This is a genomic window from Fodinibius salicampi (assembly GCF_039545095.1).
Classification (GTDB): domain Bacteria; phylum Bacteroidota; class Rhodothermia; order Balneolales; family Balneolaceae; genus Fodinibius; species Fodinibius salicampi.
Window position 1 is genome coordinate 530,342 of record NZ_BAABRS010000003.1, and the last position, 15,225, is coordinate 545,566.

At 42.2% G+C, this 15,225-nt stretch carries 15 protein-coding genes; 5 read left to right on the forward strand and 10 right to left on the reverse strand.

All coding sequences use genetic code 11. The features are described from left to right. The first annotated feature begins 8 nt into the window (after positions 1–8). The 4 genes from ABEB05_RS13390 to ABEB05_RS13405 all read left to right on the forward strand — a co-directional run bounded on the left by ABEB05_RS13390 (position 9) and on the right by ABEB05_RS13405 (position 5,180). Entirely contained in the window at positions 9–617 is a 609-nt protein-coding gene (locus tag ABEB05_RS13390; RefSeq protein ID WP_265790890.1) for a Crp/Fnr family transcriptional regulator, read from the forward strand. Between the two features lie 67 nt (positions 618–684). After that, entirely contained in the window at positions 685–1,431 is a 747-nt protein-coding gene (locus ABEB05_RS13395) for an SDR family oxidoreductase (RefSeq protein ID WP_265790891.1), read from the forward strand. A 237-nt stretch (positions 1,432–1,668) separates the two neighbouring features. Beyond that, entirely contained in the window at positions 1,669–4,539 is a 2,871-nt protein-coding gene (locus ABEB05_RS13400) for a TolB family protein (RefSeq protein WP_265790892.1), read from the forward strand. Positions 4,540–4,607: 68 nt separating this feature from the next. Then, a complete protein-coding gene (locus ABEB05_RS13405) occupies positions 4,608–5,180 on the forward strand; it encodes a DUF2911 domain-containing protein (protein ID WP_265790893.1) in 573 nt (190 codons plus the stop codon). Positions 5,181–5,252: 72 nt separating this feature from the next. On the opposite strand, the gene ABEB05_RS13410 is transcribed toward ABEB05_RS13405, so the two are convergent. The 10 genes from ABEB05_RS13410 to ABEB05_RS13455 all read right to left on the reverse strand — a co-directional run bounded on the left by ABEB05_RS13410 (position 5,253) and on the right by ABEB05_RS13455 (position 14,726). Continuing rightward, on the reverse strand, positions 5,253–7,214 hold the full coding sequence (locus ABEB05_RS13410; protein WP_265790894.1) for a fructose-1,6-bisphosphatase: 1,962 nt from the start codon (positions 7,212–7,214) through the stop codon (positions 5,253–5,255). Between the two features lie 199 nt (positions 7,215–7,413). Then, positions 7,414–8,346: a M28 family peptidase gene (locus ABEB05_RS13415; RefSeq protein WP_265790895.1), complete on the reverse strand. Its 933-nt coding sequence runs from the start codon at positions 8,344–8,346 to the stop codon at positions 7,414–7,416. Positions 8,347–8,461: 115 nt separating this feature from the next. After that, entirely contained in the window at positions 8,462–8,830 is a 369-nt protein-coding gene (locus ABEB05_RS13420; RefSeq protein WP_265790896.1) for a hypothetical protein, read from the reverse strand. Between the two features lie 198 nt (positions 8,831–9,028). After that, complete coding sequence (locus ABEB05_RS13425) at positions 9,029–10,960, reverse strand: sialate O-acetylesterase (RefSeq protein ID WP_345694299.1); 1,932 nt, start codon at positions 10,958–10,960, stop codon at positions 9,029–9,031. A 69-nt stretch (positions 10,961–11,029) separates the two neighbouring features. Next, entirely contained in the window at positions 11,030–11,458 is a 429-nt protein-coding gene (locus tag ABEB05_RS13430; RefSeq protein WP_265790898.1) for a hypothetical protein, read from the reverse strand. An 80-nt stretch (positions 11,459–11,538) separates the two neighbouring features. Beyond that, entirely contained in the window at positions 11,539–12,870 is a 1,332-nt protein-coding gene (gene creD / locus ABEB05_RS13435; protein WP_265790900.1) for a cell envelope integrity protein CreD, read from the reverse strand. Positions 12,871–12,877: 7 nt separating this feature from the next. Further along, complete coding sequence (locus ABEB05_RS13440) at positions 12,878–13,465, reverse strand: hypothetical protein (protein ID WP_265790902.1); 588 nt, start codon at positions 13,463–13,465, stop codon at positions 12,878–12,880. Between the two features lie 70 nt (positions 13,466–13,535). Continuing rightward, a complete protein-coding gene (locus ABEB05_RS13445) occupies positions 13,536–13,730 on the reverse strand; it encodes a hypothetical protein (protein WP_265790904.1) in 195 nt (64 codons plus the stop codon). A gap of 57 nt (positions 13,731–13,787) precedes the next feature. Beyond that, on the reverse strand, positions 13,788–14,087 hold the full coding sequence (locus tag ABEB05_RS13450; protein ID WP_265790906.1) for a winged helix-turn-helix domain-containing protein: 300 nt from the start codon (positions 14,085–14,087) through the stop codon (positions 13,788–13,790). Between the two features lie 12 nt (positions 14,088–14,099). Next, entirely contained in the window at positions 14,100–14,726 is a 627-nt protein-coding gene (locus ABEB05_RS13455; RefSeq protein ID WP_265790908.1) for a hypothetical protein, read from the reverse strand. 261 nt (positions 14,727–14,987) lie between these two features. Here ABEB05_RS13455 and ABEB05_RS13460 point away from each other — a divergent pair, with 261 nt between their 5' ends. Then, complete coding sequence (locus tag ABEB05_RS13460) at positions 14,988–15,224, forward strand: DUF5060 domain-containing protein (RefSeq protein ID WP_265790910.1); 237 nt, start codon at positions 14,988–14,990, stop codon at positions 15,222–15,224. Position 15,225: the final 1 nt, after the last annotated feature.

A 15,225-nucleotide genomic window follows, 5' to 3' on the forward strand; every position in this document is an offset into this window, starting at 1 on the left:
CTTAAAAAATGAACATTTTAGATCATAAAAATCGAACCCTTAGCATCCGTCACTTTGTAGATTTAATTAAAGCCATAACTACACTCCCCGAAGAACAGGAAGAAAAGTTTATTGACCTGATCTCTATAAAACATATTGAGGCTGGAGAGAATTTTATTCGCGCTGGTCAATCTCCGCGGACGATTGGCTTTGTAACAAAAGGGCTGTTCCGGTACTTTTACACTTCCGAACAGGGATCAGAATTTACCAAAGGATTTTTCAACAAAGGTATGGTAATAAGCTCCTACGATGCTATTCTTGAAAACAGTCCATCCCATTATACCATTCAAGCCCTGGAAGAGTCAATCGTTGAAGTAGTCCCTTATGACCGATTTCAACAGCTGTTTTTGGAAAGTCCCTGCTGGAATGAATTTTTAGTAGCGCTCCTCCAAAAGGGATACTTGGCAAAAGTAACCCGGGAGCGCGAATTTTTATTGCTGGATGCGGAACAGCGGTATCAGACTTTTCTAAAGCGCTATCCCGACCTGGAATCAAGAGTCAAACAGCATATTATAGCTTCCTATCTGGGCATTGCTCCGGAATCACTCAGTCGTATCCGAAAAAAACTGATCCGTTAACATAGATCAATGCGATCCGGTTTTTCGGTACTTAGTTTGTGTCAAAATCAATCATATAAGGATTATTATGACACTCCAAAACAATACGGTACTCATTACCGGCGGAAGCTCTGGTATAGGATTTGAACTCGCTAAGCAACTCACAAAGCAGGATAACCGAGTATTGATCTGCGGAAGATCAATAGACAAGCTGGAGAAAGCAAAACGGCTCCTTCCTGACATTCACTATTTGCAGTGCGACATATCAAGAGCGGATGAATGTAATAAACTGGCTAGTTGGATCCATAATGAACATCCCGATTGCAACATTCTTATTAACAATGCAGCCATCGTCCATACTGATCATTTTTTTGAAGATGACTATATCCTCGAAAAAGCGAATACTGAAGTGCAAACAAAACTGATGGGCCCGATTCGACTCTCTAAACTTTTTATTCCCATCTTGCAAAAGAATAAAAGGGCGAGAATCATCAATATTACTACGGGATTGGTGTATGTACCCAGAGCAACTTACCCATTTTATAATGCCACCAAAGCAGCCCTGCATTCATTTACCCAGGTACTGAGATCACAACTGAATTCTTCCCCAATCGACGTTATCGAAGTCCTTTTTCCGGCGGTCGATACTCCCTGGCATAAAGGAAATCCGCCCGCAATTGCTATTTCAACAGAAGAGGCAGTCCAGGGTATGCTGACAGGACTTAAAAAAGGAAAAGAGGAAATCCGGGTAGGCAAGGTTAAATTACTCTATCTTCTTTCACGGATTGCACCCAATTTTGCTTTTAAAAAACTCAACAGCCTCGCTAACCGTTAATGAAATATTTTTTGAATTGTTTCGTGGCGCCCCTTTTGCAAACAGATTACTACTTGATAAAATTAGAAAGGTAATCTCTTTGGGTGCTACATAAACCCTAATCGGAGGGCTTCAAAACTCAGCCGGCCTCTAGCAACGGAAAAGTGGCAATAATTTCAAGAGTTAATTTTTTAGTAAAAACTTCAGTCAATATTCCTTAGATTGCCGTCAATCCGATCGTGAAAATCTGAACAGTACATGCGTAATTTTTTAGTTCTGCTGTTATTATTTTGTGGAATATGTACTTATGCCCAGGCCCAATTCTATACCACTCAATACCGTCCACCACAGCAATTGGAGCAGTTAAGAACTCCTCACTTTAAGATTGTTTACGCCACAGGCAATGATTCTATAGCTTTGAGAACGGGCCAAATTCTGGAAGAACAATATGGAAGTGTCCAAAAATTAGTTGGGGGAGAGCTCAATGACTTTCCGGTTATCCTCAACGATTACAACGATCGCTCAAACGGCTTTGTCACTTCTCACCATTTCAGATCTGAGATAGAATTTCCGCCTATTAAAGGGAAGTCCCTTAATCCCCAAACAGGTGGCTGGCTCGAAAATGTAGTCCCTCACGAACTGGTCCACGCCTTGCAGTACAGCAATCTGGGCAGCAATAACTTACCTCAATTTATCAGCCTGTTTTCACCCGATGTTGCCCGCTCTTTCCACGGGGCTATTCCTTCCGGAATCAATGAAGGCCTTGCCGTATACCACGAAACAAAAAGTGTATCTGCACAAGGAGGACGTGGCAATTTCCCGTTATTTACTAATCAATTTAAAGCCACTTTTAAGAGTAATCGACGCTGGTCAATGGGACAAATGCTGCAGAGATCATCCGATACCCGGCCATTCAATCGCCATTATATCGGGGGGTATGCTTTTACAAACTGGCTTCATCAAAACTTTGGAGAGAATATATCTAGGGAAACACTCTCCTTCTATATGAACTATCCCTTTCTGGGATATGGTGCAGCACTGCGCCATACGACCGGGAAATGGCCTGGCCAACTGTACGATCAGCTGGTAAAAGACAAGCAGAAAACCTTAAGGGGCCCAAGCTCTTCCTATCAAACATTATCCATTCCCTTTAAGGGGCGAGAGATACGCCGTCCCAAGTGGTTGTCTGATTCCACGCTCGTTTTTTACGGGTCGTTCTATAACGCTCGTCCCGGATTTTATCGCTATGATCTGGACTCCGAAGAAATAAAACGGATTCTAACTACCAATTCAGTTGGCGACTACCGCTATGACTTATCCGGGGACCGGTCAAAAATGATTTTCGGCTACTACCAAGCAGATCCCATTTATGACAATACCACAAAGGCAGAGCTGCTCGAATTTGATTTTTCAACGAATACCCGGAAACAGATTACCAAAGGCGGACGAGTATATGCTCCAACCTATGTGAAAGATGATGAACTGTGGGCCCTGCAAACTCGCCCGGCCTCCTCGGCTATAACTTCCGTTACTGCAGATTCAATTTCAGAAGTATTCTCACGCCGCGATTATGAGATTACTGCAGTAACTGCACATCCCAAGAGCCATCAACATCAAATAGCTATAATTGCCAATAAAGATGGGAACCAAGCACTCTGGATTGCCCGACGCAGCCAACTATCACAGGAATTGCACGGCACGCCGGATGTTTCGTTTAAAAATGGCTCCGTTTTTGATCCTGAATGGCATCCGGATGAAAATAAACTGCTTTTTAGTAGTGATTTTACAGGTATCCAGCAGCTCTATGAATTTAATCTTGATGAAAACACCATCAGGGAGATGACTAATACTCCCTTCAATGCTTTTGAAGGAAGCTATAGTCCCGATGGCCAACGTATTGCATTTATCCGCCAACACAAGAATGAACGTTTGCCGGCTATACTCAACCAATCCGACTTTTTAAATAAAACCATTGAGCCGGACAAGTGGCAGACTTCTGAGACAACAACTACAGTTACAACATCACCCGTAGTTTCGGATTCTGTTTATGCCCAGTCAAAACACTGGGAAACAGACACTTATACTACTGGCGGACGTTGGCTGAAACCAAGAACAATTCTGCCATCCTTTAAGGAAGTGGGCAACAGTAACAACTATCAGGCCGGATTTGCACTTCACAGCAACAGCCTGCTTGCCGATCAAAGCTATTCAGCTGAATTTACTTATTTCAAAGATCGTAGCTGGTATGAAATTACTTATCAAAACAAGAGTTTTTTCCCGGGCTTCAAGGCAAAGCTTTACAGCGAGCCTGACTACCTTGCATTTGAACAGGAAGACCGCGGCTTGTTTACATTGCTCCGCCAAAACAGAGCTTTGTCTCTCAGTATCCCGCTAAATGTTCGGCTGAATAACAATATTTATTCCTCTTCTGTATATATAGAACCGGAAATACGGTACTCCCAAATTCGCTTTTTCGATACAAGGGAAGAGCTCCCATCCTCAGACTTTTCAGATCTGGCTGTTGCTAATTTGTATAGTCAGTTTAACATTCGCCTCCAGCAGAATATTCGTGATGTTCAACCGAATACCGGGATAACTCTTTTCTCTGAAATTGAACATTATTTAAGTGACAGAGAGCTCAGCTTTGCTGTAAATAATGGAGAGATACAATTAACACAGCCCCAGTCTACCGCACTCAGAGCGGGAATGTTCAGCTATTTCTCTCCACTCCGACGCTGGAACCAATCGTTTAGAGTTGGTCTTCAGGGGTTAACACAATCGGGACTCATTTTTAATAATCAATCCCTTGTTTCCGATGGGTTTTCTGAGAAGGTACTACCCACGGCCAACAATTTATTGAGTCTTAGCACTCGTTATACCATCCCGCTGGCCTTTGCAGATAATGGGGGCTTTCTGTTACCGTTTTACTTAAAAAACCTGTATTTGGTCGCTTTTTCTAACTCTGTAACCAGTCCGGCCTCTACTAACTGGTATGAACGGTCACGGTCAGTGTTTGGATTACAGCTCCGAATGCAGTTTAGAATTTCGAACTTGTCTTTTGATATCGGTGCGGGATACGGCTATGAGCCCACTCGCAAAAACCACCAATTTTTTATCGATAGTTTTTAAACATATCTTACCCCACTGTTAATCTCTATCAGCCAACTAATTAAAGGTCAATATTTATCCGCAATCTTATGCCATTATCCATTGATAAACTTTTTATTCCCCTGTTGATGCTATTAATTCTGGGAAGCTGCAGCCAACAGCAACAGGAAGAAACCGAGCCTATCCGACGTAAAAGCCCAATAGCTATTGCCAAAGCGTTGCATCAACCATCCGATACCTATGTGAAAATAGTTTATGGACAACCCTATAAAAGAGGACGCGATATTTTTGGTCAGCTCGTACCCTATAATGAGATCTGGAGAACGGGAGCTAATGAAGCCACAGAACTGACATCCACAAAAGATATATCTTTTGGCGGCGAAGAACTCAAAGCCGGCACGTATGCACTATTTACTATTCCCAGGAAAGATGAACCGTGGACCATCATTCTGAACAGTGAGCTGGGCCAATGGGGCGCTTTTGAGTACCAGTCCGAATATGATGTGTTTCGTATTGAAGTCCCAGCTATTGAAAAGGAAACCTCCACTGAACCTTTTACCATTCGCTTTACAGACGTTATTGACGACTCCACCAGTCTGGTTATGCAGTGGGATCAAACTGAAGTAAGTATTCCAATCCGATTTCTGGAAGCGGAAGAGTAAAATTTAGCAACTACCTGTTGCTAACACTTAAGACAGATTCTCAGGCCAACACCCAGGGAAGCATAATCATTGTTACGCTTCATTTATTAATCCCGACCGGTATGCCTGCAGCAGCTCTTTAAGATCATCAATTCGCTTTTGTGTCTTGCGACCGTTGTCGGTATCGCAAACGCGGATCCGTTCTTTATTCTCCTCCAGGATTTTTGTTTCTGAATGGATATCCTGCTCCTCTTCAATCGCTTTCTGTGTAGATTCAAAGGGTTGGTGTGCGGCTAACACCAACCCATAGGAGTTGTAAATAAGCGTATAGCCAGCAATGCCTGTTTTTTCCTGGTAAGCTTTAGCAAACCCTCCGTCTATAACAATAAGCTTACCTCCCGCTTTTACCGGGCTTTCTCCCTTCTTTACCTTTACCGGCACATGCCCGTTGATGATGTGTCCGGTATCTGGGTCGACCCCAAACTCTGACAAAATGGCCTCAGCTACATCCTCTTCTGTGCGAAAATCATAATAGTGGTTCATCTCCTCCTTATGGGTTTCGGGATCATCAATAAAGTACCGTTCGAAGGTGGCCATTTTGTTCTTCCCAAAAAGGGGAGACTGGGCTCCGCACCACAGGTACCACATAGTATCTTTACCATACTGTTTCTTATCAATATCATCTTTCGCAAAGTAGCCCTGTCTTGCCAGACGTTCCAGCCGGTCCATAAATTTTTTGGGCGTGTGATTTACACCGTCCAGTATAAAATGACACAGTTTCCCGTTGTGCGTCATCGGGATACAGCCATGGTATAATAGGTTACTATTTTGTACTCTGTACATGCTTCCTTTTGCAAATAGAAAGCGTACATGCTCCTGCAACCGCTCACTGTTTTCAAACGAGATTCTGAGCTTCTCCATTACAGCCTTTTCCAGATTAGATAACTCATACGGATTTTCCGGATCAATGGTTGGGAAATGAGTGTCAAGCAGTGGATAGGTTTTATCACCGATCCCAACTGTCCCTTCCTCATAGTCAATTTTGTCCAGCAGGAGGCGGTCATTCATCTGGTATTGAGGCCTGCGTTGTACAATTTGCCCTTCCAGTTTCAGCTGGATTATTGAGATCGCCTTTTGCATCCGGGCCATCAAAAGCTGTTCATTTTCGGTATATCCCTCTAACGCCTGTTTCGGTCGAAACTGCTCGCATGGATCATCACCATACACATTTACGGCAAGGGACATCAGGGGAAGAATGCTGATTCCATATCCATTCTCAAGGGTTTCCATATTGGCATAACGCAGAGAAACGCGTATCACATTTGCAATACAGGCTTTGCTTCCGGCAGCCGCCCCCATCCAGACGATATCGTGATTACCCCACTGAAAATCGACTGAATGATGTTCTACTAGTCTATCCATAATAATATGCGCGCCGGGACCCCGGTCGTATACATCCCCAATGACATGCAGCCGGGCAATCGTCAACCGCTGTATTAGGCGGGCCATTGCAATGATGAAGGCATCAGCTCTCTGAGTATCAATAATAGTACTAATAATACTACTGTAATATTCCTGTCGATTTACGATACTTTCCTGTTCGTGCAGCAGCTCCTCAATTATGTAGCTAAAATCTTCCGGGAGGGTTTTCCTCACTTTGCTTCGCGTATATTTTGATGAAAAGACCCTGCACAACTTGATAAGCTTAAAAAGTGTTTCTCTATACCACTCGTCTGGCTCTTGAACGTCTTTCAGTATATACGGTAACTTTTTTTCGGGATAATAGATCAGCGTTGCAAGATTCTTTCTTTTTCGGGTATCAAGGGTATCTTTAAAGAGCTCATCTATTCGACGTTTTATTGAACCCGATCCATTTCGAAGTACATGCAGAAATGATTCATACTCTCCGTGGATATCTGAAATAAAGTGTTCGGTTCCCTTTGGTAGCTCCAATATAGCACTAAGATTTATAATCTCGGTGGAAGCGGACCTGATAGTAGGATACTGTTTAGCCAGCAACTCCAAATATTGCTTTTTATCAACGGCTTCTGACATAGTAATTAATTTTTATGCTGACATTAATATTTCCCAGTTGTAATCTGATTCGTAATTAACTGAAATCTTCATCCAAACGTAAACCAAATTAACAATACAATTTGAGAATCCGCTTTTGGGATTTAAGCCAGTTTAAACAAAGATCCTGAACTAAATTGAAGATGATGTCTTAGGTTTTCAAAGCCTTCTTTTAACGTTATCAACCAGAGGCCAAACTAGAGATAATATGCTTTAATCCCTCTGCAATTAGCGCCATGTGGTGGTAATCCAGACGTTCGGCCGTATCAGCGGGAGAGTGATAGTTTGGATCGCGAAACGGCAGCGTGTCTGTAATCATAAATGCCGGATAGTCAAACTGCCAAAATGACCAGTGATCCGACCAGCTTACCCCTGGTGTAATGCCGGGTAAAGCCACGCCCTCAGCCTTTAATTCCGTACTTTTTCGAAAGGTATCCAGAGATTTATTCATGAGGTCCCTGTCCGCAACCCGTGATGCAAATACAATAAAATTTGCCGTACTCGGATAAAACAGTCCCAATCCCGGCAATGGAAATCGTTGACTCCCCTCTTGGTCGCTAAAATATCCCAGCCCATCCATGGCTATCATTGCTTTAATTTGCTCACCATTTTCTTTCGCTTTCCGGGCATAGGCGTAGCTGCCCATATCTTCGGTTTTAAAAAAGGGAGGTTCTTCGTTTGCAAAAGACACAAACCGGATTGTTCTGGATTGGGAAGAATCCTTAAACCATTCGGCCAGCATTAATAGTACGGCAACCGCTGAGCTGTTGTCATTGGCGCCGGGAGAACCAGGCACCGTATCATAATGAGCCCCGATAATAATAATTTCCTCAGGATTTCTCTTGCCTTTCAATTCTGCAATGACGTTATCAGCCGAACTTCCCTGGAATGCCCCACTCTGTATCTGATAGGTCTGCCGGGTTACCGAATAGCCTGCCCGGTGCATCCGGTCTTCTATCCAAGCCGCAGTTTTCTCCATCCTGACAGGCCTCCGCATGTTCCGCTCTCCAATATATTCCGACAGGTAACGGACATCTTCTTCCAATTTATCAGCCAACTCTCTCTGATTTTGAGAAAGTTGATCGCCGTTATTTTGCTTATCTGATTCAACCATTATCATCCGCTCAGATTGTGAATATCACGGTTTCCTAAAGACACAACAGCGCACTTCATTTTTTAACATCCAATGGTGTATAATTGTTTAAGCGGCCTGTTTATGATACACCGTCTTAGTCTGGAGATACCATTGTAAATTGAGCCCATTTTCCGGATGAGTCCGTACATTCCCCGGAAAATCCGCTTGCATTATTTCGCGCAAGCTCACACTCTAAAGTCACTTGCTCTTCGGGCTCGTTGAACATAAAAAACAGGGTGTCCCTTTCGATATGGGGATTCTGTGCACTGGCCGAAATTCCATCAGATCCGATAATATTAATATCCAGACCGTTTTCCGTATATGCCACCTCATAACTGACAGGAATGGACATTTCGGGATGATTCATAGGAGTAAGATGCCCTGTCCAGTGTCCTTCTTTCAGTTCAGGAGTTGAACTACAGGCAACAATTAAACAGACAGCAACTAGTAAGATATTTTTCATCAGGTCTTTGAGTTATGCACTGGCAAAATTGTGGTATATCAACCTTTGTACTTAAGGCGTGAAGTGTTTTTTGACTAATTTCGAAAAAATATCCCCTAAACTACAAATTCATTGGGTCTTTAGCCATAACTCATAACTACTCACTCGGTTTCTGTAGTTCTATCACTTTTTGCATGTTATTAATATTAAATATTTGAGTCACCAGTCATCAGTTCTGAAAGGTGAAGCCGGAAGCCCTTCGCTATTATACAGATTTGCTTTCTCAGGATTATCGGCCCAAGCGTATCGAACATGTAATGGATTCTCTATTTCATCATTCCAGACAACCACATCATCTCCATCAATTTTTGCCTGTGCCCATTTGAACTCCTGATCGTTTCCGGCAATAGCAAAGTGATGCAACTTATTGTCTCCCAAGGCCTTCAATCCGCTCCCGGTGTGATCAAAAGAAAGTCGGATTGAATCACCTTCTATTTTCATAGATTGATAAATGGGGCCAGAGTAAACAATATCTTCATTATACGCAATGCCCCGTGCCGCGAGGGCAAGCCGATCACCCACCTCTTTTTTATTTAACGGGTGAATGTCGTTCCATTCCCCGATATCTATGGCGACGGCCATGCCCGTACGGGGCACTTCCAGAGTTTGTAGCTGCGCTTCCCGCAGCCGGGCCCAATCGCTATCGGATGGCTGTTCAGATGGCTTCATATAATTGGCCAGCTGTACATAGAGGAAGGGAAAATCTCCCTGCTTCCAGCTTTCTCTCCAGTCCTCAATCATTGCCGGGAACAATTCCTGGTACTCCTCTGGGCGATCAACATTGGATTCTCCCTGGTACCATATCGCTCCCTTAATATGGTAATCTACCAATGGGGCAACCATTGCATTATATAAGCCCAATGGTTTCCAGCGGATAAACGTCTGGCTTTCCAGCGGCTCCATCTCAGCTCCTACCTTGTACTTCCATTCACCCTTAAGATCTACTGTGTCGGTTTCGGTTGTAATTTCATAGGGCTTGTCATAAAAGAATCCACCAGGTCCTCTTTCATTTACAACTCGCACGGTTATATTGTTTTTACCTTCCCGCAGCACATTTCCAGAAATGTCATACCAACGTGGGGGATATTGATACGTTGTGTTCCCTACAAAAACCCCATTCACAAAAGTGGAATCGGCATCTACGATGCGTCCCATCTCCAGGCGAGCCGGCTTACCCGCCATGCTTTCAGGAATTTCTATTTCTTTTCGAAACCACATTACGCCATTTATCGAATCGGTCTCTGTATCCGCCCAATAACCAGGCACATCCATGGTATTCCAATCCGAAACATCGGTACTGTTGGCATACCAGGGCCGGGCTCCTTTATGTCCTGCATCTTTTTCGGTAGAAGATCTGTACCATTCGGATATTCGCTGCTGATCAGCCTTTTCGATCTGTTTAATCAGCTCGTCATCTCTAAACCGAAGGGCTTCCTCATAATACTCAGGAAATGATTTAAGAGCTTCTTCACTCACCCAGGATTCTATCGGAGACCCGCCCAGACTTGAGTTGATAATTCCGATGGGTACTTCATACTTCTCATGCAGATGTTTGGCATAAAAATGAGCAACGGCAGACCGTTGGTGAACACTTTCGGGGGTGGTAGGGATCCATTCGCCGGTTGGTAAATCCTTCTCTGGATGATCAAAGTTATACCTTTGAGGAACTTCAAAGTGACGAATATGGGGATAGTCAGCCGTAGCAATCTCCTCTTTGTAAAGAGGAGCGACACGCTGCATGGGGAGCTCCATATTGGATTGCCCCGAGGCTATCCAAACTTCACCAATCATTATATCTTCGATTGTTTTCTCGGTATCCGATACAATCTGCATTTCATAAGGTCCGCCGGCTTCCATGGGTGATAAATGCACCGCCCATTCACCGGAACCACTGGCAGTAGTAGTATAAACCGAGTCCAAAAAAGTAACTTTAACTTTCTTCCCAGAGTCGGACCAACCCCAGATCTTAACTTCTTCATTTCTCTGGAGTACCATTCCATCGCTAACCAGCTGCGGTAACGTAAGCTGAGCTAATGCAGGTGTTGAAAAGAGGACTAGTAAAGCAAGTATTCCAAGTTTTTTAATTTTCATCATTTGTATTTAAAAATGGATAAGAAAATATCTATTAGGTAGGTGTTCAAAGTCTGCTTTTAGCGCAAATCAGGGAACTTGTTCAAAATAAGATTTAACTTCTTCGCTTCTGAAATAGAAATACACAACTGGCAACATGGCCAATCGAATAATAATCTCAATAATACTTCCGGTACTTCTCAGTACTTGAATACCTTCGATAAAAAGGGCAACACCAATATCTACAACTGCTCCGATAAATAAAAGCATTGCGACAACTACTACCGTTTGCTTTGCTCCAGGCCATTTTTTAATAATTCCAACACCCATATAAATTAATAGGGGAATTAAAATTATCGCCAAATATAGGTAGGAAGGAACAGAAATGGAATAATACAAAATACCGAAGATAGAGAATAGCAAAACTCCGCTCAGGATATAAAGTCCGGCAGGGATATTGCCCTGGTTATTTAAAGTCATGACCCTAATTTTTATTAAAGCAATCCCTCTATCAGTCACATGCAACTTAGTTTACTATTTGCCCCTCAGAAATACAACATAGGATTTAACAATAAATGCTTTTGTTCAGTATACTCTGGCTAATTGGTTTTTGATTTAATTGCACCTTGGTTTTGATGACTCATTATTTTGAACCAATCAATATTCCTTGTCAAGAACATGACCAATGCCAATATTACAAATAATCCCAAACTACCCATCAGCAGCGCATAATCCTGCAACTGCATCAAGATGTATAAATACCCATAGAGAATGACTAAGACCCCAAAGACAATGCCTGTCTTAAGTTTATCTGATAAAACACTATAAGAGTAGATTGTAATCAATAGTATAATTGCTGCTGAGGCTAATAGATACGCAACTTTAAAAACAAGGTATTCGGAGATAGCAAGCAAGAGTGTATAAAAAACCAAAAGCGCCAAACCGATCAAGAGGTATTGTACAGGATGGATAACTCTTTTACTCAACAGCTCAATCATAAAAAATGTCAAGAATGTTAGTGAAATAAACATGATTGCATATTTAGCTGTACGCATTGTTTTTTGGTACTCATCCACCGAAAGCAGAAGATCGACCCCAAATGCAGAATCTGATATTCGCTGATTTGCCCCCACCCATTGTTGTGGAAAATTTCGATTCAAGTGCAACACATTCCACGCAGCATTAAACCCGGATGAGTTTATTTCTCTGTCGGCGGGTAAGAAGTTGCCGGTAAAGCTTGGATTGGGCCAGCCGGATGTAAGTTGAACATTCGTCTGTTCTCCAACTGGCGTAAAGAGCAAGCCTGAACTTCCATTCAGGTTTATTTCAAAATTAAAGTGAGATTTCTTGCCGGCGATAAGTTCGGGTGAAATAGAAATACCTGATTCCAGCACATCATTAGATTCTATTCCCGGATTAGCGGTGTATTCTTCATTATCCCAGTTAATTATAATGGCCTCTTTAATGCCGGTCATATCAGAAATACCAACCGAAACAAATGCCTCTTCAATCATAAAATCTTCTGGTGGTATGTTTAAACTACTGGGCACTATGGATGCAAAGTTACCGGAGATTGAAAGACTGCTATTATAGACAATGACTTTATAAATACCACGATAGCGCTCCTCGGGGACAATGGAGCCTTCAATACTCAAATCCTCTGGTAAAAAATGTGCGTAACGGATAGCTTGTTCAACCTCATCATCATTTCCAAAGTAATACCTATAGGGAACACTGATGACAGGACCTGTAATTTTTTGACCCTTTCCCCATTTTTGACTGACTTCCTCTACAACAGAATCTCTTCGACTTTCCCGCTCTGAAATTAAATCCTGAATTAAGAATGATGGAATTAGAAGTACAAGCGTAAGGAATGCAATGATGGATAACCGAGCACCTATTGAGTGTTTTAAATTTAAAAATGACATCATATTAATCCTACATATTTTCGTTCGGTGGTATCTGCCCTTGCTCAGCGTACCGAAATAAGAGTGCGGATACGACAAATAAGGTGATGAAAAATCCATTTACCCCCATGATGTGGAATAGAGTGCTGGGAGAGGTCTGGTAAAAACCACTGATAAGAGCAATAACAGTGATCAAGGCCTGAGCTAGAGCCATGGCAAACATTGTACGTATCATCCCCTGTGGTTGAAAACGAGCACTTAGACCGCCGATAATTCCCACAGCGATTACCCCGAAGTACATCACATTAAAGGGGTTATCTTCCGACCCTATAATACCAACGGCAGCATTCACCCAAATGAGGAACAGTCCTGTAAAAAGTGCAAAACCGACGGCTACCCGGTAAGCGGAATTGGCTGCCTTTCGTGTTGCCAGTATCCGCGTTACCAGTATGTACATGATTCCCGTACCAAAGAGCAGGCCACCGGCAAAAATAAAATCGCTTAACGTCCAATGCACTTCATTTGTGAACTGCATTGCTACTAAGGGTATCAATAATATTAATACAGTTGTAAATGCAAGAGCGGCGATGGGTTGATATAATTTTTGATTGGTGTTCATGTGTATTACCTCTATTCATTTTATTGTTATTTAAAAGTACTTTGAGTTACAAAGTTCAGGACTAAAAAAATTATCCTTTTCCGTCCTTTAACTGGATTTTGTATCGGGTATAAAAATACCATCCGGCCCCAAAAATAGTGAGAAAGAGGGGGATAGCTCCTGGTTCACTATCCGCATAAATTTTCCCTGCCATTAATACGGTCCCGACCGCAATGATTACTACCGATAATCTTGTTTGTATTTTTAGCTTTTTACTGTTTTTCATTTTTATTGATGTTTCCATTCGTTAGTTGTATGAGTTAAAACTGAGATTTTTTTATCATTACTTTTGTGATCTGATAATTTCTTCCAGCACGTTAAGATGCTCGTCAAATGCTGCCTTTCCCTCTTCGGTCATGTAATATTTAGTGTTGGGCTTGTTGTCTATAAAAGACTTTTCCACTCCAATAAACTCTTCTTTTTCTAATTTTTTGAGGTGCGTTGCCAGGTTACCGTCGGTCACATCCAGATATTCCTTCAATGATGTGAAATCGAGTGTATCATTTACAGCTAACGCTGCCATGATACCCAGCCGCACACGACTCTCGAACGCCTTATGTAAATCATCGATAGATACTTTCATTGATAGATATTTTCACCGTTCGTACCTGAAATGCATGTAAATACCGTAAATAATGTGAGCTACTCCAAAACCGATAGCCCACAAAAACAACCCATACTCAATAAACCAGACGCTCACCAATCCCAAACCTATCTGGATCAACCCCAAAAACTTCACGTCTTTATAAGTGAATTTACTGGCGCTATACAGAGCGAGACCATAAAACAGCAGCGTAAATGGGGCAATCAATCCTACTAAACCTTTTGAAAGTAGAATCACTATTAAAACCCCACCTGCTGCTAAGGGAACAGCCATATTGACTATCATCTGCCTTGATGTGGCATTCCATGCTTTTTCACCCCGCTTTTTTGCCTTCTTCCAGGAAAGCAGAATGGCCGTTCCCACAGCAAGTACTAATACTGACAGGGCCACAATCACAACTTGCGGTAGGTAAGGAAAAAGTCCCCCTGAGCCTGTAGTTAGCAAAATAATGTCATGGGGATTAAAATTATATACACTATAAACAACCCAAACGCCTACAAGGGCATAAATACCCGCCATGATGCCTGCCAACCCGGAAAGCGATAGAAATTTGGTTGACCGCTCCATCATCGAGCGTATTTCTGTTAAATCCTGAATATAATCCCGTTCTTCTTTCATACAAAGTACTTTTTATTTCAAAGTTAATACAGAAATTACTCTTATACAATAGTTTATAAAAATTTAATTGATGATTTTTCGTTTTCCCTGCCAGATAAACGAATACCAGGTCTTACAACGCCTACCCTCAACCACCTTAAGGTTATTATTCAACTTAAAACGATGGGAGTACATAGTTCTGAGAATTGATTGATTCGTGATTTTTAATTATTGTCATTTAATTTTACTACTATAAAGCCTCAATTTACTAGCCAGTTATCTATGGGGATACGGGTTTCTCTTCTAAGTATTCTTTCAATCGGACTACTTCTGGCAAGTTGTGCTAATCAGAAGTCTGATCAACTGCAGGAAATTGCCCAATGGGGGCGATGGGAATACACCCTTACGGCCGAAGAACCGGTTGATCAGGAAATCGATCTGAAGCTTACTGTCGAATTGACTTCTCCATCTGGGAATACAGACCAAGTGCCTAGCTTTTGGGATGGCGATAGCTTGTAGA

What these genes read in the sequence shown, in the direction of transcription:
- ABEB05_RS13455 (WP_265790908.1), bottom strand. Translation starts at nt 14,726, where the DNA reads ATGAAAGAAGAACGGGATTATATTCAGGATTTAACAGAAATACGCTCG.
- ABEB05_RS13450 (WP_265790906.1), bottom strand. Translation starts at nt 14,087, where the DNA reads ATGAAAGTATCTATCGATGATTTACATAAGGCGTTCGAGAGTCGTGTG.
- ABEB05_RS13390 (WP_265790890.1), top strand. Translation starts at nt 9, where the DNA reads ATGAACATTTTAGATCATAAAAATCGAACCCTTAGCATCCGTCACTTT.
- ABEB05_RS13405 (WP_265790893.1), top strand. Translation starts at nt 4,608, where the DNA reads ATGCCATTATCCATTGATAAACTTTTTATTCCCCTGTTGATGCTATTA.
- ABEB05_RS13400 (WP_265790892.1), top strand. Translation starts at nt 1,669, where the DNA reads ATGCGTAATTTTTTAGTTCTGCTGTTATTATTTTGTGGAATATGTACT.
- creD (WP_265790900.1), bottom strand. Translation starts at nt 12,870, where the DNA reads ATGATGTCATTTTTAAATTTAAAACACTCAATAGGTGCTCGGTTATCC.
- ABEB05_RS13415 (WP_265790895.1), bottom strand. Translation starts at nt 8,346, where the DNA reads ATGGTTGAATCAGATAAGCAAAATAACGGCGATCAACTTTCTCAAAAT.
- ABEB05_RS13425 (WP_345694299.1), bottom strand. Translation starts at nt 10,960, where the DNA reads ATGAAAATTAAAAAACTTGGAATACTTGCTTTACTAGTCCTCTTTTCA.
- ABEB05_RS13410 (WP_265790894.1), bottom strand. Translation starts at nt 7,214, where the DNA reads ATGTCAGAAGCCGTTGATAAAAAGCAATATTTGGAGTTGCTGGCTAAA.
- ABEB05_RS13420 (WP_265790896.1), bottom strand. Translation starts at nt 8,830, where the DNA reads ATGAAAAATATCTTACTAGTTGCTGTCTGTTTAATTGTTGCCTGTAGT.
- ABEB05_RS13445 (WP_265790904.1), bottom strand. Translation starts at nt 13,730, where the DNA reads ATGAAAAACAGTAAAAAGCTAAAAATACAAACAAGATTATCGGTAGTA.
- ABEB05_RS13395 (WP_265790891.1), top strand. Translation starts at nt 685, where the DNA reads ATGACACTCCAAAACAATACGGTACTCATTACCGGCGGAAGCTCTGGT.
- ABEB05_RS13460 (WP_265790910.1), top strand. Translation starts at nt 14,988, where the DNA reads ATGGGGATACGGGTTTCTCTTCTAAGTATTCTTTCAATCGGACTACTT.
- ABEB05_RS13440 (WP_265790902.1), bottom strand. Translation starts at nt 13,465, where the DNA reads ATGAACACCAATCAAAAATTATATCAACCCATCGCCGCTCTTGCATTT.